The organism is Mesobacillus maritimus (genome assembly GCF_019749255.1).
Taxonomy (GTDB): Bacteria; Bacillota; Bacilli; order Bacillales; family Cytobacillaceae; genus Mesobacillus_B; species Mesobacillus_B maritimus_A.
The window spans coordinates 53,039-71,887 of record NZ_JACWFH010000036.1 but is presented as its reverse complement, the minus strand read 5'-3'; the positions used below and the strand labels follow the sequence as shown (position 1 = coordinate 71,887).

17 protein-coding genes are annotated in these 18,849 nt (G+C 38.5%); all 17 read right to left on the bottom strand.

Annotation, left to right across the window (positions count from 1 at the left end; translation table 11 throughout):
• Position 1: 1 nt before the first annotated feature.
• Entirely contained in the window at positions 2–2,185 is a 2,184-nt protein-coding gene (gene dptF, locus H0185_RS22055; RefSeq protein WP_221875663.1) for a DNA phosphorothioation-dependent restriction protein DptF, read from the bottom strand.
• A gap of 441 nt (positions 2,186–2,626) precedes the next feature.
• Entirely contained in the window at positions 2,627–3,766 is a 1,140-nt protein-coding gene (locus tag H0185_RS22050) for an HNH endonuclease (RefSeq protein ID WP_221875662.1), read from the bottom strand.
• The gene (locus H0185_RS22045; protein WP_221875661.1) at positions 3,756–3,995 is read right to left on the bottom strand and encodes a helix-turn-helix domain-containing protein; all 240 of its coding nucleotides are present in this window, start codon (positions 3,993–3,995) and stop codon (positions 3,756–3,758) included. The genes H0185_RS22050 and H0185_RS22045 overlap by 11 nt, the downstream gene beginning before the upstream one ends.
• Positions 3,996–4,308: 313 nt before the next feature.
• Entirely contained in the window at positions 4,309–4,524 is a 216-nt protein-coding gene (locus tag H0185_RS22040; protein ID WP_221875660.1) for a hypothetical protein, read from the bottom strand.
• A gap of 514 nt (positions 4,525–5,038) precedes the next feature.
• Complete coding sequence (locus H0185_RS22035) at positions 5,039–5,686, bottom strand: DnaB-like helicase C-terminal domain-containing protein (RefSeq protein ID WP_221875659.1); 648 nt, start codon at positions 5,684–5,686, stop codon at positions 5,039–5,041.
• 68 nt (positions 5,687–5,754) lie between these two features.
• On the bottom strand, positions 5,755–5,895 hold the full coding sequence (locus H0185_RS22030) for a hypothetical protein (RefSeq protein WP_221875658.1): 141 nt from the start codon (positions 5,893–5,895) through the stop codon (positions 5,755–5,757).
• A 456-nt stretch (positions 5,896–6,351) separates the two neighbouring features.
• Complete coding sequence (locus tag H0185_RS22025) at positions 6,352–7,350, bottom strand: zinc-binding dehydrogenase (protein ID WP_221875657.1); 999 nt, start codon at positions 7,348–7,350, stop codon at positions 6,352–6,354.
• A 32-nt stretch (positions 7,351–7,382) separates the two neighbouring features.
• Positions 7,383–7,931: a TRAP transporter small permease gene (locus H0185_RS22020; RefSeq protein WP_221875656.1), complete on the bottom strand. Its 549-nt coding sequence runs from the start codon at positions 7,929–7,931 to the stop codon at positions 7,383–7,385.
• Between the two features lie 19 nt (positions 7,932–7,950).
• Entirely contained in the window at positions 7,951–9,267 is a 1,317-nt protein-coding gene (locus H0185_RS22015; protein ID WP_221875655.1) for a TRAP transporter large permease, read from the bottom strand.
• A gap of 121 nt (positions 9,268–9,388) precedes the next feature.
• Positions 9,389–10,528 carry a TRAP transporter substrate-binding protein DctP gene (gene dctP / locus H0185_RS22010; RefSeq protein WP_221875654.1) on the bottom strand — a complete coding sequence of 380 codons (1,140 nt, stop codon included), beginning with the start codon at positions 10,526–10,528 and terminating at the stop codon, positions 9,389–9,391.
• 36 nt (positions 10,529–10,564) lie between these two features.
• Positions 10,565–11,959 (bottom strand): dihydrolipoyl dehydrogenase, encoded by a 1,395-nt coding sequence (gene lpdA / locus H0185_RS22005; protein WP_221875653.1) that lies wholly within the window; start codon positions 11,957–11,959, stop codon positions 10,565–10,567.
• A 28-nt stretch (positions 11,960–11,987) separates the two neighbouring features.
• Positions 11,988–13,262 (bottom strand): dihydrolipoamide acetyltransferase family protein, encoded by a 1,275-nt coding sequence (locus H0185_RS22000; RefSeq protein ID WP_221875652.1) that lies wholly within the window; start codon positions 13,260–13,262, stop codon positions 11,988–11,990.
• Between the two features lie 14 nt (positions 13,263–13,276).
• Positions 13,277–14,248, bottom strand: coding sequence for an alpha-ketoacid dehydrogenase subunit beta (locus tag H0185_RS21995; RefSeq protein WP_221875651.1), 972 nt, complete (start codon positions 14,246–14,248; stop codon positions 13,277–13,279).
• A gap of 27 nt (positions 14,249–14,275) precedes the next feature.
• Positions 14,276–15,226: a thiamine pyrophosphate-dependent dehydrogenase E1 component subunit alpha gene (locus tag H0185_RS21990; protein WP_246629371.1), complete on the bottom strand. Its 951-nt coding sequence runs from the start codon at positions 15,224–15,226 to the stop codon at positions 14,276–14,278.
• A gap of 37 nt (positions 15,227–15,263) precedes the next feature.
• The gene (locus H0185_RS21985; protein WP_221875649.1) at positions 15,264–16,016 is read right to left on the bottom strand and encodes an SDR family NAD(P)-dependent oxidoreductase; all 753 of its coding nucleotides are present in this window, start codon (positions 16,014–16,016) and stop codon (positions 15,264–15,266) included.
• Positions 16,017–16,174: 158 nt separating this feature from the next.
• Entirely contained in the window at positions 16,175–17,203 is a 1,029-nt protein-coding gene (locus tag H0185_RS21980) for a zinc-dependent alcohol dehydrogenase (RefSeq protein ID WP_221875648.1), read from the bottom strand.
• On the bottom strand, positions 17,200–18,843 hold the full coding sequence (locus H0185_RS21975; RefSeq protein ID WP_221875647.1) for an AMP-binding protein: 1,644 nt from the start codon (positions 18,841–18,843) through the stop codon (positions 17,200–17,202). Before H0185_RS21975 ends, H0185_RS21980 begins: the two co-directional genes overlap by 4 nt.
• Between the last annotated feature and the right edge of the window lie 6 nt (positions 18,844–18,849).

Below are 18,849 nucleotides of genomic sequence, written 5' to 3'. Positions count from 1 at the left end.
CTTAATTCACCTTTCCAACTTCATAATTCGCCTTTGAAAATCGTGGTTTCTTCAACTCATGGATGGTTCCATCGTGTGTATGAACAAGAAGCATATTGCTTTTCCTATCCGCTGATTGAAGGAGTTTATCATGAAATTCTGAGAATTGAAGTGCATCTTGGATATCCTGTCGATTCGGCCGATATCCTCCAATAATCTGTTTAAGCAGTGAATACAATTTATAATCTAGCTCAAATAAAAAGGTCTTTCCTCTTTGACTAAAGCCAAGTCTCATTGAGGAAGTAAAACGCTCAACCTCTTCATGCTGGGATGCTGAACCAAATACGTTTTCATCTACTTCAGGTTGAATCGTGATTTCATATGCAGCTCGATACAGCTTGTTCGGTGGATCAGCAAAAATATAGCGGTCCCTTGGTGAACCCTTCCACGCATAGATTACGTTTTCTATTAAATCAAATAATTGACCAATGCCTTCTTCATCCCCCGTATAGAAAAAGTACAGGTAGTTTACAAACTCTCGATATGTCTCATCATAATCTTTTCTATATAACAATGCATGTTGTCGTACAAATAGTCTTGAAAATTCTGTTTGAGTTCCCTGTTGATGCATGCTTTTTACCTGCTTCCAGGCACCTATACTTGTCTTTTCTCCTATCTCTTCCTTTACATAGTGAAAGGAATCAGCTTTTAGGATTAAATTAGCAACTAACCTATCCGTTGCTTCGAGCCTTCTTTTTAAAGGATCAATCTCATGTAATGCAGCAAGCAATGGAGAACGATCAGGGTGACCATACATCAAATTCGGTAGCATATCGTTTACTGGTACCTCTTCGTCACTTGATAGCAATTCATGTTTAATAGGGACAATTATATCAAACAGTAAATTGTAAAACGCACGGGTTGAAATAAAGACCTTTTTTTTAATCATCACTTCAATAAGTGACTGAACAATTGACTCTTTTACTTCCTGTTGCTGTAGTAAAAAGTAATTTGTATGTGCAGCACTTGATATTTCTTTTTCTTGATCTTGAATCCAGGCAGAGAAAAATGGATTACTATGGTCATAGGCTGTCACCTTATCAATGAGCTGCAAAAAAAACGGTGATTCTGGTCCTTCATTTTTTAAAACATAAGGCTGTGCATCTGCAAAATTAAGTAAATAAAAATTACCATCCTGATTGTTTCCTTGATGCCCTTTATCAAAAACGCCACTACTGTCAATAAAATCACATAAAGCTTGGAATCTTCCTTCTTTTCGTTGTTTGCTATAAAAATTATGTAAAACACCAAGATTTATAGCTATAATCACAGGTTTGTTTGCAGTTCCAGATTCATCAAATGGGGATATCACTTTTTCAAGCGTTTCCAATGAGTTTTTATCATAATCATAGGACTCAGTAGAATCATTATGTATGAAGAATCCATCTAAAAGGTCACAATGCTTTTCCTTCATGTATGCTAGCAGGTGACTCTTACCGTCCCCAACACTGCCGCATAAAAGCAGTAAGCCTGGCTTTTCCTTCTGCTTTAACTCAATCAAAATCTTTTCGAAATCTTTTTGAATGTCCCGTTCCACATGCATATAGCTGCGAAGTCTTCCAAAAGAATCTGCGTTTGCAACCGATTCCTTAGAAGAAGACTGCAAGACTTCTAACATAGAAACAAACATACTTTCTTTAGTTGAATTGGTAGTTTCAGTTAATAACCGCTGTGATTCACCGTCAATTGTAACGGCTGTTTCTGTTTCAGTCAGCCTAATATCAGATGGTACCTCCGTTAGAAAATCATCATTTTCGAGTTTTTCAGCTATAAATAGTAATTGGAACAAGCCCTGTTCGGCTTCTTCTGCTGTTAAACTACTATTAAACTTTTTCCTGCTTAAGGTACAATAATCCAGGGCACTAGTATATTCTGGTGTTGAAATCTCAAATTTATTGTTTAATAACTCCCATGCGGTTTCAATCCTTGAAGCTTCAAAATTAGATTCATTTATCTCTTCACCATTTGCTCCTTTTGCCAACTGTTTCATTCGTTTAAGTGAAATAGCAAGAAACACTTGATCCATATAAGCAACAGCAAATGCTGGATTATTGCTCAACATTTCTTGTATTTCACTATATTCTATTAAACTATCATTAAATTCTATAAGCCTCTTTAACTTTTTCCACCCTACCTCTTTCGTCATGGTTCTAATCTCCCTTTTTCGCTAGTTCCCTCTTTATTTATTATATTATTTTTGTATATTATTTACAAATTGGCTGATTTCTATAAAATACTACCATTCTATTGCCCTATAAAAAGAGCTCCCCCTTTCTACCATGAATCCCTGCTCGCTAAGAGCTTTTATATTCTCATGGCGCAACACTCGTGTAGTTTATTGGCTGCATCAATAAGTTTGAAGTGAAATTAAATTCTGCCTTATTTGCCACAATAAATCCTCCACATTTAAATTTACAATAGTTTATCTTTACTATATAAAATAATACAACCCTCTTGATAATGCATTTGTTGTCGAAATAAATACTTGGAGAGGATTCAAATTTTTTTAAAAAATAACATAACAAACCTTTTGTAGCTCTGCTCGTTAACTAGTAATAGAATAAAACCCGTAGAAATTATCTACGGGTTACTTATCTCTTATATATACCTTGTGCCGGTGCCATTCTAAATATTTTAAATGATTCGGTTCTAGCTCTATTTTTAAATCCGAATTAAGATTTAAAAGCTTTTGATTTTCTTTATTAAGTAGCGGCGATATAATAATGCTTCCATCTCTATTAAAGCTGATAAGTCCATTGTCGAATGCTGCGTCGTGTGCAGGACATAGGAGTATACCATTATAAAAATCTGTTCGTTCAGTATCGTTACTGAAACTCCATGGTTTAATATGGCTAGCTACTAAAAGCTTAATAATGTCCATACCACAAATTTTACAAGTCTGGTTATGCTTGAGGAGCCTCTCACGAAATTTACCTTGGGTTACCCTAGTTTTACGGAGATATTGCTTTTCACTGGGGGAGATAAAGGTTTCTTCGGGTAAAATAACTTCTCTAGAATTACCATCTAAAGGTTGAACATATTTGATACCGTTTTCAACATAATTAATCCATTCCTTCGGAGCATAATTATTTGGATTGCCATTAAAGTCCTTCAGCTGAGCCAACCATTTCCTACTAATTCCTTGATGCTCAATATCAATCATAGTTAATGTTGCTCTGTAGTTTTGGAATTGGTCTCCCTCTTCTGCGACAGTGATTAACTCTAATGATTCATCTATGTGCTTTCCCTTAATACCAGGTACAGCTATACCCAAAAACTCAACATTCGATGCTACTCCTGTAGACTCAAATACAAACATAGGTGGTATTGTCTTTCTAATTGCTGGTGAGTTTGAGGCAGCTTTTTCAAAAACCTCTTTTAATAAGATGTTTCCTCTTTGTTTTGTGTTCAAATAATGGTTACCTGGCGCTCGATTATCACCATAATATGTAAAAACACCTTGGGCCTTATCATAGAAATCTGGCCATTCTTTCACTTTACCTGTTGAGAAGATAACCACGTATGCAACCTCTTTTGTAGATTTTCCGTTATTTTCCTTCATGGATTTTCTGAATCCACTTCTATTTCCAACGCTTTTTAAATATCCTTCCACCTTAAATAACTTTGTTAATGGGTCATCAGCAGCGGGGTTACCTTTTGATCCGCCTTCATAAATTGAATTAACTATTAATGGGGCTTGACTTAGCTCATCATATTTAAATCTCATTATTATTTCCCCGTAAAAGCCAGGTTGGATCTACATTTAAGATTCTTGATATATAATCTAGCTCATAATCTTTAACACCACGGATTCCACGTTCAATCTCTGATATATCTGATTGAGTAATCTTAACTTGATATTCAACCTCTAATGCAACAGCTAATTCTACTTGGTCCAAATTGGCCCGTTTTCTAGCCTCTTTAATTCTGTTACCGCTGACATTTGCTCTATCCATCCTTTTATCAGTCCTCTGTAAAATATTCCTAGTCTTAAAATAAAAAAGAAAGACACCAATGGTAGACGATTTTCGTCTATTTCGGTGTCTTACATCAAAATAAAGCCTTTTATATTTGTTATTTAAACTTTATTACTTAAAATTTAATCAATGAGTCTTATATTGTGTTGGTTTTGTCACAAAACTTCCTTCCAAATACTTAAGAAAGAATGAAGGAAACCAAAACTATAAATTGTAATGTGTTCTTTTACTAATATTTATCCTTTACTTTAATAAGCCACCCACTGGCGACTTTCCTCATAAAAATTATTTACTATATTTCACTTTCTTCATAAGCTCTGCGAAGTTGAAATTCAGCCATTTCTTTAGCTGCCTCGGGAGTACTACCGTAACAATTCCATACTGCAATATTTCCATCTGATGCATTTGCTTCATACGAGTCTCCTAAGTCAAGTACACGGTATTTAACTTTCCCACGTCTAAAATACCAGAACCAGTCCCATAAAATATATAGCCAATCATTTAACATCCGTACACCTCACCTTCTCCTTAATTAATTCGATAACTTATTGATTTAACCTATACATATTTATGGCTAATTTGTTAACCTTAGGATTCCTTTAGGTTTAGTACATAGTCACATCTAAAGAATATTTGTTTCACAGTTGTTCCACGCACCCTAAGGGCTCTATAATTCAGTTCAAACACTTCCCAAAAATTATGTTCATAAATGTTAGACCCAACTACATTTCGGTTGAGCCTAACACCAAATTTTCTACTTATAACTATTCTTTCTTCTGATGAAAGACAGGCCTCGATATTTTCAACTTTTGTTCCAAAACTACTGCAACAGAGCAATTCTATTAATCTCTAATAAATTTTTCTATAGTCACGTATGTTTACTATCCATTGACCTCCAGCCTAATTATAAGCATAGGTCCAACTAGCATATCAACCTTGATTTCTGCCAGAATATACGGAACAAGAACCTACTCATACACCCTCTTTACAGGTCATACCCTGAGAATACTCCCTCCTTACATCTATCTGTCTTCCACACACACCTTCACAAACCTCTCAAACTCCTTCTCAAACATCAGCTTCACAACCCCAACTGCTCCGTTTCGCTGTTTCGCGATATCGACTTCAATGATTTTGTTTTCGTCATTGTCTTTGTTGTAGTATTCGTCTCGGTATAGTAACATGATTAGATTGGCGTCTTGTTCGATGCTGCCGGAGTCGCGAAGGTCAGACATTTTCGGGCGCTTGTCCATTCTTTGTTCCACTCCTCTAGAGAGCTGGGAAAGGAGAATAATTGGTACTTGGTATTGGAAAGCAATCTGTTTAAACTCACTCGTCAAGCTTTTTACGGCGAGGTCATATCGTTCATGTTTCCCAGTGATCGTAATGAGCTGAAGGTAATCAATCACAACGAGAAAATCTTCATGAGAAAATTCCCGTCGTGATTTCTGGATTTGCGCTCTTATGTCAGCTACGGTTCTTCGAGGATTGTCATGGAGGTTGAGACTCCATTGATTGTAAACACCAAGAGCTTTTTCAGCATTCTCTTGGTCTTCCTCGGTAAAGAACCTATATGGATCTTTCCATTTTCCCCCGTCAATTCTAGTGATGTTGCTTAAGATTCGTTTCGCAAGTTGTATTTTCGGCATCTCTAGGGAAAAGACGTACAACGCCGCCTTTTTGACAACAATTCATCGCAAGTTGCAAGGTCCATTGTTTAGAAATCCCGCTGACCGATTTAATTATCAAAGCTTATAGTGACGAGGACAATCCGCTGGTATTCTACAAGGTGAACTGTGGTCGGGCAACTAACGGCTAAGCTTGTTAAATAGGTTGCGCCGCCAATCTCTCCCATGTGACCAATCATTTTATGAACCATGGTGACGGCATCATTTCACTGTGATTCTTGCCAAAGCTCAATCATCGCTTGAAAAATCAACTGCTTCCTTCTTTGCGAGAAATGATGAGAACCTAGTATTAATTCTTGGAGGTGAGATTAACCCATTATCCACACCAAATCAGTGTCAAATTGTTATGCACTTTTTCTAGGAGAATCTTTTCAACTTCTTTAATAATCAAATCTAAGATAGTCCTGTACGCATTTTTATCCGTTAACTGCTTTGTAACTACTACAAGGGTAATACACACTAACACGTGGTAATGAAACCACTTAAAATATTAACGTTGGTAAGTGATATCTCAGTATAGGCTACCTTATTAAGCCTTAAAACAAAATACAATCAAGCAAAAAAACAAAAAGTCCCAAATCAACTAGATTCGGGACTTACACTTTTATTTAGCTTGCTCTCTAAAATTGCATTGATGCTCACGTAGATTATGAATCTACAACTTTTATCCCAATCTTCCCAAACTGCTTCGCACCATCCAACCGTCTTAAAGCATTGGCAGAATCTGTTATGGAATAGAGACAATCGATAACTGGCCGAATTTCATGTTTCTCAACAAATTCCAGCATCTCCCTAAACTCATCCTGACTCCCCATTGTGGTGCCTAGAATGGTCAGTTGCTTCATAAATACTTCAAAGAGATTAATATTTAAGTTATAACCAGATGTTCCACCATAACTGACAAGCCTTCCACCATTCCCAAGTAAGGCTAATGATCGATCGAAGGTCGCCTCTCCAATGCTTTCGATTACCACATCGATTTTTTCATTTTTTAATTCTTCCTGCCAATCTGTATTCGTTTGAATGGCCACATCTGCTCCGTACCTTTTGGCCATTTCAAGTTTCTCTTCTGACCTAGAACTAACTATGACAGTATTGCCTAAGGCCTTTGCAAACAACAATACAAAGGTGTTGGTCCCACTTCCAATCCCAGGTAAGAATATCGTTTCATTTGGTTGAATCTTGGCTTTCGTCACTAATGCTCGGTAGGCAGTCAATGCGGATAATGGCAATACCCCCGCTTCCTCCCAACTAAGATAAGCCGGTTTTAATTCAATATTTTCAGAAGAGATCACAATTTTATCTGCTAGGGTACCCGTATGATTTCCACCTAATATTTCAAAACCTTGCGGGGCACCATCACTTTTGTTCTTCCATTTAAGGCTTGGGTTGATGACGACTTCGTCCCCCACTTTAAAATCTTGCACATTAGGTCCGATTTCTTCAATGATTCCAGCACCGTCAGATCCAATAATGAGGGGAGGATCTCCTTCTTTTTGTCTTCCAAGCACAAATAAATCTCGATGATTTAACCCGGCATATTTTAGTTTTACTTTTACTTCCCCTTCTCCCACGCTTAACTCATCCACTTTTACATAGTCGCCTTGTTGTTGATCATTCTTGACAGTATGATAAAACGCTCTCATTTCTACACCTCATAATCTTGTAATCTAGCCATTTACACTTGATTTGCCTGTTCTTCCTCATCTGAATAAAATTTAAATAATCCTCGTTTCTTATGGAGATTTCTTATTAAGATGAACAGGATCTCAAGGTTTACGAATATAAATGTTAGTGGTACCAAAAACAGAACATGATAGTAAGGATAGATCTCTCCTCCTGCTGAAAAGGAAGAAGCCATTTCCACTCCACTAAACGCATAGCTCGTTGAATACACGACAACTATTGTAAATAAGATAAGCTCAAGCACTAGCAATGCATTGGTAACGAAGTTTCTCATCGTACCCCTAAGTTTATCGATTAATAGCTCTAGCCTCGGTAGAATACTAGTCCCATATACATAAGCCATACCAGGAATGATTGCAAATGGCATGAAATAATACTGGACGAACTCAATACTTCCGTTCAATGAACCTGAAAGGAAATTCCTACTAACGACATCCGCTACGATAAAAAACATCATTAAAAAAATACTGATTCCGCAAATCACAATGCCGAAAATCTTTAATTTACGAAAAAGAGTATAGAGTTGCTCAATTCTCTTCAATTGACTCCCCCCTTTGCCATTATTTCATTAGATTCGGTAGCCATAACGCAGTTTCTGGAAAAGCAATCATTAAACCGCCGACAACAACAGCTGCAACAACGGCAAACACCATCGCGAATCGGAAGATGGAATCCGATGATATTCGGCTGGCCCCTGAGACGGCATATACACTTATTCCAACTGGAGGGGTAATCAAGCCGATTGTAGCGATTACAGATACAAATACACCAAACCATAGCGGATCTATATTGATTGTGTTGATGATTGGGATAACAACTGGAGTTGTCATTAAAATGACGGCAGCTCCTTCAATAAACATAAATAATATGAAATAAATTAGGAGCAGAATGCCCAGAATTAGAGCTGGGTATTCCATAATTGGCTCTAACACATTGAGTAGTTTTCTCGGAAGGAGCGATAATGAAATAAACCTTCCAAATACTTGTGCGCCAATCAGGATTAACATCACCATTACAGATACTTTGACAGTTTCAGCGATGGAAGTCAGGAAAAATTTCTTATTCACTTTCCCCAATATTAACGCACTAAGGAAGGCAGCAAACGCTCCGACAGCCCCCGCTTCTGTTGGTGTTACAAAACCTAAATATATTCCTCCGAATATTACTCCTACAATAAATAATCCAACAGCGGTTACAATGACTAATCTTGTAAACGGAATTTTCATATCCTTTTCTTCTTCAGTTATAGGCACAATCTCTTTTTGATTCCGTTTTGATTTCATTAAAAAATACATTACAATGATAAAAACAATCGCTGTCAAAACTCCAGGGATGACTGCCCCGATAAACAACTGTCCAATCGGTGTTTCCGTTGCAATTCCATAGATGATTAATGTAATACTAGGGGGAATGATACTCGATAAAGATCCTCCCGCCGCAGCAATCGCTCCGGACAAAGCCGGACTAAATCCCCTCTTATTCATCTCAGGTACCGCAACCTGACCTAATGCAGCAGAAGAGGCCGTACCTGAACCCGAAACAGCGCCTAAAAACCCCCCTGCTACAATGGTTAAGCCTCCGAGAACACTCCCTTTTCCCCGTGATAGCCGGTGCACAATCGTAAAATAATCTTTGACAATATCAGATTGTAAGATAAACTGCGCCATCAATACATACAGGGGAATGGTAGAGAGGGAGTAGGCTGCAACACTGTTGTAAGGCTGATTTCCTAATAACCCTTCTAATATTCCAAAACCTTCTAGTATCGTTAAACCAATTACACCAGAGGCAAGTAGTACAGAATGGATGTGTAGACCGCTTATTAGCAGGAACAAGAACAGAATGAGGATTAAAGTGATCGTAAAAGTGGTACTCACGTATCTATTCACCACCAAACCTTTTATTTTTCAATTGATCTCAAGAATTAACATTTGTATTTATAGTCTCCCGCTACCTTCTATGAAACTTGTAGAAAATAACGGGAGACCGCTACTATTTTTAATAATTTTCCAGATCCATTAATTCTTCCGGTAATTTCCCGCCTTCTTCAAGAATAATGTCACGCCATAGAATCGCTATGTCTTTCCCTGGATATCCATTCTTTTCTAAATAATCAATATAATCGTACCAAGTTTGGACATTTGCTTTTGTCAGGTGATTTTGAACATCTGTTGGTAGATCATTAAAAGAAACAAATTTCCCGCCAGCTTCTTCTGTATTAAAGGTTCTTGCCTCTTCAGCCTTCGAAGTCCAAGCTTTTACTCCATCTTCGAATAACTCATCATGTGCTTGAGTCATTGCCTCTTGTACATCCTTTGGTAGGTTATCCCACGTTTCTTGGTTCATCGCAAATACACCATTAGAAGCCCCGAGATACAAATCGTCAATTGTGTATTTTAATAGGTCTTGGAAACCAGCTCCTGTCCAGTCCGCAACAGTATGGTAAATTCCTTCAAAAGCTCCTCTACTTAGAGCATCAAAAGCTTCTACGATTGTCATGGATACACTATTTACACCCATGTTTTTGGCCATCAGTTCAAATAACAAGTTAGGCGTTCTCATTGAGATGCCTTCAATATCTTTCACCGAGTTAAACTCATGGCCTGTTGTTGAAATCGAATAGACGCCACCAGCGTTGATTGTAAACGCTTTGAAACCATTGTCTTCATAATGTGATTGATAATAAGATTTCCCACTATCTCCTAGGGCAACATCACTTTCCATTAAACTTCTTAACGCATTGGCTGCTATATTGGCATCCGTATATTCAACAGGTAAAAAGGTAATAGAGGAAGCTGGGAAAATGCTTTCTGAGTAGAACGGAATCAGAACCGCAATATCAGCCGTTCCATTCTTTAAAGCATCTGGCTCCTGTCCGGCTTTTACAAGCTCACCACCTGCAAAATCTTCAAACTCAACTTTCCCTTCTGTCAATTCTTCGACCCGATCCATCCATGGAACCAAAAATCCTTCCCACCACCCATGTTGTACACTTAAGCCTGTAGCCACACGGAGTGTAATTTTTTCTTCATTTTGACCGCTTTCACCGCCAGAATCCGTTCCTCCACACGCTGTTAGTGTTACTAAAGTTCCTAAAATCAATAAAATCAAAGCCGATTTTAATTTCCTTTTCATCATATACTCACCCCTAATTTGGTTTGGAAAATCAATAACTTACAATGAATGAAGTGGTTTCCCAGTTGCCAATAAAGCAAGTTCCTTTATAACTTCAGATAAAGAAGGATGTGGATGGATAATCTCCGATAACTCGTCAATTGTACCTTCAAGGCTCATCACACTTGTCACATCCGTAATTAATTCATTCACATGTTCTCCAACGATTGAAAAGCCCACGATTTCACCATATTCTTCATCAACAATCAGTTTTGACATTCCTTCTCCTTGACCTAATCCATTTATTAATGCTTTTCCATTAGCTTGAAGAGGTATTTTAAACACCTTGATATGAGCGTATTTTTCTCTCGCTTGTGGTTCTGTTAAACCTACTGCACTCATTTCTGGAGAAGTAAATACCGATCTAGGTACATGGGAATGATTGTTTTCTATCCTATTTCCGGCAATTGTCTCCGCGGCAATCATTCCTTCTTCATAAGCAACATGTGCTAATTGCCAGCCGCCTACAATATCCCCAACCGCATAAATCTGTTTCACATTGGTCTGCATCTTTTCATTTACTTTAATGAAGCCCTTATCGAGCTCAACATGGGTTTGTTCCAGTTTTAGTTTATCTGCATTGCTTGTTCTTCCTGCAGCTACTAAAACCTTTTCCGAAGGTAACAAGATTTGTTGACCATTTTGCTCTACGATTAGCTGGATGCCTTCATTTGTCTCAGTTGCTGTCAATACGCTAGTGTTAAAATGGAACTCGACACCTCGCTTGTTTAAGGCTTTCAAAACATAGTGGACCATCTCCTGGTCTTCATTCATTAAGGCAGAAGAAGCAACTTCCACAACCGAGACCTTTACACCAAGTTGAGAATAAATACTAGCAAATTCCAACCCTATGACTCCTGCTCCGATCACCGTCAAGGTTTTCGGGATTTCAGTCAGGTTTAATGCATCGGTACTAGAGATCACTCTTTCCCCATCAAAAGGAATACTAAGTTCCTTGGGACGCGTACCTGCAGCAATAATAAAATGTTCGCCTTGTAATTCAAAACTATCATTCTTTGAAGTAACCTTAATTGTGCTATCTGAAATAAACTCTGCTGAACCTTTGATGATTTCAACGCCAGCATGCTTCAATAGAGCACGAACTCCACCCGTTAATTGTTTCACCACTTTCTTTTTGCTGTCATGATATCTCTCCAAGTCCAAACCTAAATACTCCACATTCACACCAATGGCTCCCAAGTAGGAGAATTTATTAATAGAGTTGGCTAATTCAACCATATATTTAGTTGGGATACATCCAACATTCAAACAAGTACCGCCGAGTTCACCTTTTTCAACTAACAGTGTCTTCAACCCTAGCTGAGCACATCTGATTGCTGCTGAATACCCTCCTGGTCCACCACCAATCACGATGGTCTGCCATTTTGTTTGCACTATATGAATAATCTCCTTTCACAATCCTCTATTTAACAAGTAGCAATTTTGGATTCCTCATAATATGAGCAAATTTGTTTTGAAACTCACCAGCAGTTGCACCGTCAATCAAACGGTGGTCAAAGGTTAAACTATACCCAATTAAGTCACCGACTGTTATTTCTCTGTTCTCATTCACAATTGGCTTTTCTTTTATTTGACCCAATCCCAAGATTGCCACTTGAGGTTGATTGATAATAGGAGTAGAAATGTACCCTCCATAGCTCCCTATATTTGTGATTGTGAACGTTCCACCTGAAAGGTCATCAGCGGTTAGGATTCCAGCTTTTCCGCGTGCTACTAAATCATTGAATTTGGTCGCAATTTCATTTAAAGATAATTGATCGACATTTTTAATAACTGGTACAACTAATCCACCTTCTACCGATAAGGCAAAACCAAGATTGACTGACTTCCACTGAACGACTTCCTCTTCGATAATGCTCGAGTTCATAATCGGAAGCTCTTTTAAAATAATCGAAACAGCTTTTATAAATAAATGGTTAAACGAGATTGTAAACCCTAAATGCGAGGCTAAGTCTTCATTTAATTCTTTCCTGAATTTCACTAGTTTGCTAACTTCAATTTCATTTATGTCCGTAAGCTGCGCACTTGTTTGCAGACTTGCCATCATGTGTGTTGCGATGGTTTTGCGTATCCCTTTTAATGGAGACCTTTTTGCCACTAGTTTATCTAGTTCTGTTTCACTATGGGTTTGTAGAGCTGCCGTGCCACTTTCTTCTTGCTTAGTTGTACTGGCGTTTTCTTGTGCTTTGAAAACATCCCGTTTTATAATGGCTCCCCCTGGTCCCGTGCCTGATAGAGTGGTAAGGTCGATGCCCATTCCTTTGGCGATTTTTTTTGCCAGTGGTGTAGCCTTTACTTTCCTATTCTTCTTTCTTATTTCTTGTTCTAATTTGGACAGTGTATTTTCCTGTTCTATTGAATGATTTTCCTCATGATATCTTTCCTGATTTTTCTCTTGAGGAACCCCATTATTTGGTTGTTGATAACGTTCTAGTTGTTCTTGACTTTCGGCAATAACAGCAACGACCGAACCGACATCATATTCGTCCCCCTCTTTGCCAAGGATTTTGACATATCCAGTATCGGGAGACTCTATTTCATAAGTCACTTTCTCGGTTTGTATTTTAAGGAGGATCTCCCCTTTTTCTACTTGACTTCCATCATCGATGTCCCATTCATCAATCACAGCACTTTGCATTTCAACACCGATTTTAGGGATTTTAAGTTCTGACACCATCGTTCTCACCACCTCTAGTAACACATTTCTTTTGCAACTTTGATGATTTCTTCCACGGTCGGAAAGTGTGCATCTTCCGCATCTCCCAAGGGAATCGGTGTAAATGCTCCAGCAATCCGTCTGACCGGTGCGTCGAGGTCATAAATTAATTCCTCTGAAATAATACTCGACACCTCGGCTCCAAATCCGCTTTCTTTTGTTGCTTCATAAACAACCATGGCTCGATTTGTTTTTTCAACCGATTTTAAAATGGTTTCTTTATCTAAAGGAACTAAGGTTCTTAGGTCGATTACTTCCGCGCAAATTCCTTCTTCTGCCAATGCTTCTGCCGCTTCTAAAGACTGATGCACAGATTTTCCGTATGAAATGATGGTCACATCGGAACCTTCCCTCTTGATATCTGCTTTTCCTAGAGGGATCGTGTACTCCTCATCAGGGACCTCTCCTTTTAAGCTGAATAACCCTTTATGTTCAATAAACACAACCGGGTTATCATCTCGGATGGAGGATTTTAATAATCCCTTCACGTCATATGGTGTGGATGGATAAACCACTTTTAAACCCGGGATATGAGTGAACCAGCTTTCTAAACTTTGAGAATGATGAATCCCTGCTTTGAACCCACCGCCAGCTAACGTTCGAACAACCATTGGAACCTTTATTTTTCCACCGGAAACATAGAACGTTTTTGCTGCTTGGTTCGCTAATTGTTCGATGGCTAGCGAAATAAAGTCCATATACATAATTTCAACAACAGGACGATGCCCAATCATTCCAGCTCCAACCGCCAGCCCCGTGATTCCCTCTTCACTAATTGGGGTGTCCTTCACTCTCCAGCCCCCATATTTCTCATAAAGACCACGTGTTAAGCCGAAAACACCCCCAGATTCTCCGACATCCTGGCCTACTAAAAATACTTTGTCATCTCGGGCTAATTCTTCATCAAGCGCATGAGTAATGGCCCATCGAAAATTTATTTTTGTCATGAAGTTCTTCCTTTCCTATCTTCGGTATTAGGCATAAACATTTTTGAACGTATCAGAGACTTTTAGTGGCTCTGATTTAAGCGCAAATTCGACTGCTTCTTTTAATACCTGGTGGACCGAGGCTTCTAGAGATTCCAGTTCAGATTCATTTGCAATCGACTCATTTAATAAACTAGCTTTGAAACCTATGATCGGATCTCTTTCCAACCAATACTTTTTTTCTTCTTCATCTCGATATTTCATCGGATCGCCTTCATAATGTCCGTCCAATCGATAGGTTTTGGCCTCTACTAGAGTTGGACCGTCGCCTCTTCTTGCTTTTTCAATCGCATATTTGAACGTTTCATAAGTCTCCATAGGATTAAAAGCGTCGGCGATAATTCCTTCAATATCATATCCAGACGCTCTTCTAGCAACATCTTCAATGTTCATATGCTTCTGCATCGGAGTAAACTCTACAAACTTATTATTCTCACAAACAAATACAATTGGGAGCGACCATAATGCAGCCATGTTTAAGACTTCATGAAAGGATCCTCGGTTGCTTCCGCCTTCTCCAAAATTACAAACAACCACATGATCGTTTCCTGCTAGTTTATTTGCGTAAGCAATCCCTAAGGCAATCGGCAAATTGCTTCCCAGGACTCCCGTTGGACCATAAATCCTCGTCTCGACATCCATGATGTGGAGTTCGCCCCCTATCCCACCACAGCAGCCGGTTGTTTTCCCCATAATTTCTGCTAGTAATGATTTTGCACTTAAGCCTTTCGCCAAGTAAGCTGGTCGATCACGGTGATGGGGAACGATATAATCATGTGATTTCATCGCTAGTGCCAGTGAGACTCCGATGACTTCATGCCCTTTATTAGAGTGAATCCACCCCACTACTTTGTTATCCGCAAATAACTTCATCAACTCATCCTCAAAGTGTCTGGCTAAATAAAGCTTTTCATAGTAATTTAGCTTGAATTCCTTCATGTCCAATTTTTTGTAACCCCTTTCATTTCAGCATTCATTAGGCCATTATGATTCCGCCATCCACATTGATAATCTGACCGGTCATGTACACACTTAAATCGGATGATAAAAATAATGCTACTTTTCCGACATCATCCGGATAGCCTATTCTTTGAAGAGGAATCTTTTTCATATAATCTTCTCTTGCCTCTTCTTTCATTTCCGCAATCATCTGTGTTTCAATCACTCCAGGTGCAATTCCATTCACATGAATTCCTTTCGGTCCTAACTCTTTAGCAGCGGACCGAGTTAGCGAAATGACTCCGCCTTTTGAAGCCGCATAATGCGATTGAAATAAATTCGAACCTGCTACACCTGCCATGGAGGCAATATTGACAATTTTCCCTCGACCTAATTCCGCCATATGGGCAGAGACATGACGAATCATATTAAAGGTTCCATTTAAATTCACACTCATGATTCGATTAAATTCCTCTTCTTTTAATTCGAAAATAGGTGTATTTAATCCAGCTACACCTGCAGCATTCACAAGAATTTCCGGAGTCCCATGATCGGAAACGATCTGATCAATGGCATTTTTCACTTCAGAATAATGGGCTATATTTAAACAAATCGTTTTCGCTAGATTCTGGTGAGATAGGGTACTAAGAGCATCTTGTAACCCTGACTCATTTATGTCGATCAAATACACAAACGCTCCATTTTCATTTAGATATTTAGCAATACTGCTTCCGATTCCCCCACCTGCTCCCGTAACGAGTGCAATTTTCCCGGTTATTCCTAAATCCATCTTTTCCCTCCTCTAACTAACTCTATCTTTCTTGTGTTAGAATTCTAGGATGATAATATCCGTTCGTTTTAAATCCACAAATATGACTGATATTCAGCTACATAGTGCTGTACCGTTTCTATATAAAAATGACCTCTCAGACTGTGCTGATTTTCCATTTAAATATAATCATTGTAAATCAATACTTTTGCGCCTTTTCTGGCTTCGCATACTTTAAAGGCCTCTTCCCATCGACTTAAAGGAAAACGATGAGTGATAATTTTTTCTAGATCACCTTTTGAATTTTCTAGTATTTGGATAACCTTATCCCAGGTAGATATTCCGTGTCCTATGGATCCCTTCACATTCAATTGTTTATAAAGAACCGAATCAAAATCGATTTGAATATCTTTACCAATCACTCCAACCTGTAAGAAGGTACCTGTGTTTTTCAAGACATTGATGCCACTTTTTATCGCCTGATTACTACCTGAGCATTCAACAACAACATTTACACCAATGCCGTTTGTTTCTTCTTTAACAATGGCTTTTAAATCTTCGGTTAGCACATCAATTGTTCTAGTACACCCGATTTCTTTTGCTATTTTTAAACGTTCCGTGTCGCTAGAAGTTCCTGCTACCAGTACTTTGCATCCTTTATTGACTAGAACATAGGTGGCCAATAAGCCAATAGGGCCTGGGCCTGTTACTAAAACTACATCTTCTCTCGTAATGTCAGCTAACTCTTCAATCGGTTGTGTCACAACGGCTAGCGGTTCCGACATGGCGGCAACTTCATATGTGATATGATTGGGAATTTTGTAGCACATATCCTCCCGCACCACAACGTATTGCGTAAACCCCCCGTTTACATGCAGCCCCATTCCTTTTCTTACACGACAAAGCGTATAAAGGCCTTTTTCACAGAATTCACAATCCTGGCATGTATAATAATTAGAAGGGAGAACTGTCACTCGATCACCGATAGTCAGGTTTTTGATATTTTTTCCTACTTCCACTACTTCTCCAGACATTTCATGTCCGATGATAATCGAATCTGTCACTTCAAACTCATTATGGTAAATATGCAAATCTGTTCCACAGATCCCAGTATATTTGACCTCTACTTTTACCCTATCATCCTGGCAAACTGGTTCGTTTACATCCATTAACTGTAAGATATTTCCTTGTTTAACTAGTCCTTTCATCCCTTTTCCTCCCAGTCTTTTTGTTCACTTTCTATCTTTCTCTTAATCTCTTCTCTTAAGACAAATTTCTGTATTTTCCCACTCGTTGTCATCGGCATTTGGTCGATAATTTCAAGACGTTCTGGAATCTTTTGAATGGCCAGACCTTTGTCTAGTAAATATTCTTTCATCCCTGGTAAGTCGATGTCTTTTTGATCTTCTACCTTTACATAGGCACATGCCTTCTCTCCCATCTTGGGATCTGGCATCGCCACAACAGCTACTTGTTGGATGTGTTCATGTTCATAAAGCAATTCTTCGACTTCTTTTACGGATATGTTTTCCCCGCCACGAATGATGATGTCCTTTTTCCTACCGATGATGGTAATGTAACCATCCTCATCTATTGACGCTAAATCTCCAGTTAGGAAATAATCTCCATAAAAAGATGCTTTGTTAAATTCGGATTGTAGATACCCTAAAAACATCTCAGGTCCCTTAACGGCTAATTCCCCAACTTGATTTACAGACAAAGGATTCATATTGTCATCTAGAATCAGAGCTTCTGATCCTTCTAAAGGCTTTCCATCTGTATGAGCTGTTTTTTCTAAAGAATCTTCTGGCCCACATAAGGTAAACGTAGGGTATTCGGTTGAGCCGTACACACGTGAAACGAAACAGTTTAGTAATTTACTGCTTCTTTTAACTAGCTCGGGAGGCACATCGGCTCCACCACAAAGGATGATTTTTAATGGGATATCCTGTTTTGTCTCTTTAATGACATCGTAAATTCCTTGAAGAAACGGGGTAGCTCCTAGCAAAAACGTACAATTTTCCTTGATCACCTTTTGAACAGCTTCTTCCGGTTCCCATACATCTTGTAAAATGAGTTTTCCGTTAATCATAATTGGTAGCTCAAGCCCGTTCACAAATCCTGCTATATGCGTTACAGGCGATGGCATAAAAATTACTTCTTGATCTGTTAGCTGATATAAAGAAATAACCGTATGATTTTCGTGGATCAATGTATTGTGTGTATGGACAACTCCCTTTGGGTTCGATGTTGTCCCAGATGTATACATCAGTAGGAATGGGTCTGTTTCGGTGACTTTTTCAGGGTTGAGGTCAGGATTGAAAGGGTGCTGAAGGGATTCATCAAAGAATCCTTCGCTTTCTGAATGAATGGCTGGCTGATTATCATATTTATCTAAGATGATGATTTTTTCTAGTTCATCTAAATCCTCTTTTAACTCTCTCACCATCTCTAGATAATTGAATTTTCTGAATTTATAAGGCATAAAAAAAACTTTTGTTTTGGATTGCTTTAGGATATATTTTACTTCTTTCTTTCGATAGATGGGGATGATTGGGTTACAAACGGCACCAAGAAAGGCTGAAGCAAAGTGAATGACCAAGGTTTCTGACCAATTTGGAACCTGAAATGAGATCACATCTCCTTTTTTTATTCCTATGGATTTTAAATAACTTGCCAGTTGAATCGTCTTTTTATACAGCTCTTCATACGAATAAGAAACGGATCCATCATCAACAGCCGTTCTTTGGGGATTGCTGCGATACGCTTCTTCTAAGTATGTAAAGATGTTTTTATTTCTCCAATACCCCTTTTGAACATAGTTCTCTTTAGGAATGATAAGATTCATCTTTGC

Bases quoted from the DNA above. Each gene is read 5' to 3' on its own strand.
- H0185_RS22045 (WP_221875661.1), bottom strand. From the start codon at position 3,995: ATGGATAGAGCAAATGTCAGCGGTAACAGAATTAAAGAGGCTAGAAAA.
- H0185_RS22025 (WP_221875657.1), bottom strand. From the start codon at position 7,350: ATGAGAGCGTTTTATCATACTGTCAAGAATGATCAACAACAAGGCGAC.
- H0185_RS21995 (WP_221875651.1), bottom strand. From the start codon at position 14,248: ATGACAAAAATAAATTTTCGATGGGCCATTACTCATGCGCTTGATGAA.
- H0185_RS21990 (WP_246629371.1), bottom strand. From the start codon at position 15,226: ATGAAGGAATTCAAGCTAAATTACTATGAAAAGCTTTATTTAGCCAGA.
- H0185_RS22030 (WP_221875658.1), bottom strand. From the start codon at position 5,895: ATGGTTCATAAAATGATTGGTCACATGGGAGAGATTGGCGGCGCAACC.
- H0185_RS21980 (WP_221875648.1), bottom strand. From the start codon at position 17,203: ATGAAAGGACTAGTTAAACAAGGAAATATCTTACAGTTAATGGATGTA.
- dptF (WP_221875663.1), bottom strand. From the start codon at position 2,185: ATGACGAAAGAGGTAGGGTGGAAAAAGTTAAAGAGGCTTATAGAATTT.
- dctP (WP_221875654.1), bottom strand. From the start codon at position 10,528: ATGATGAAAAGGAAATTAAAATCGGCTTTGATTTTATTGATTTTAGGA.
- H0185_RS22040 (WP_221875660.1), bottom strand. From the start codon at position 4,524: ATGTTAAATGATTGGCTATATATTTTATGGGACTGGTTCTGGTATTTT.
- H0185_RS21975 (WP_221875647.1), bottom strand. From the start codon at position 18,843: ATGAATCTTATCATTCCTAAAGAGAACTATGTTCAAAAGGGGTATTGG.
- H0185_RS22050 (WP_221875662.1), bottom strand. From the start codon at position 3,766: ATGAGATTTAAATATGATGAGCTAAGTCAAGCCCCATTAATAGTTAAT.
- H0185_RS21985 (WP_221875649.1), bottom strand. From the start codon at position 16,016: ATGGATTTAGGAATAACCGGGAAAATTGCACTCGTTACGGGAGCAGGT.
- H0185_RS22000 (WP_221875652.1), bottom strand. From the start codon at position 13,262: ATGGTGTCAGAACTTAAAATCCCTAAAATCGGTGTTGAAATGCAAAGT.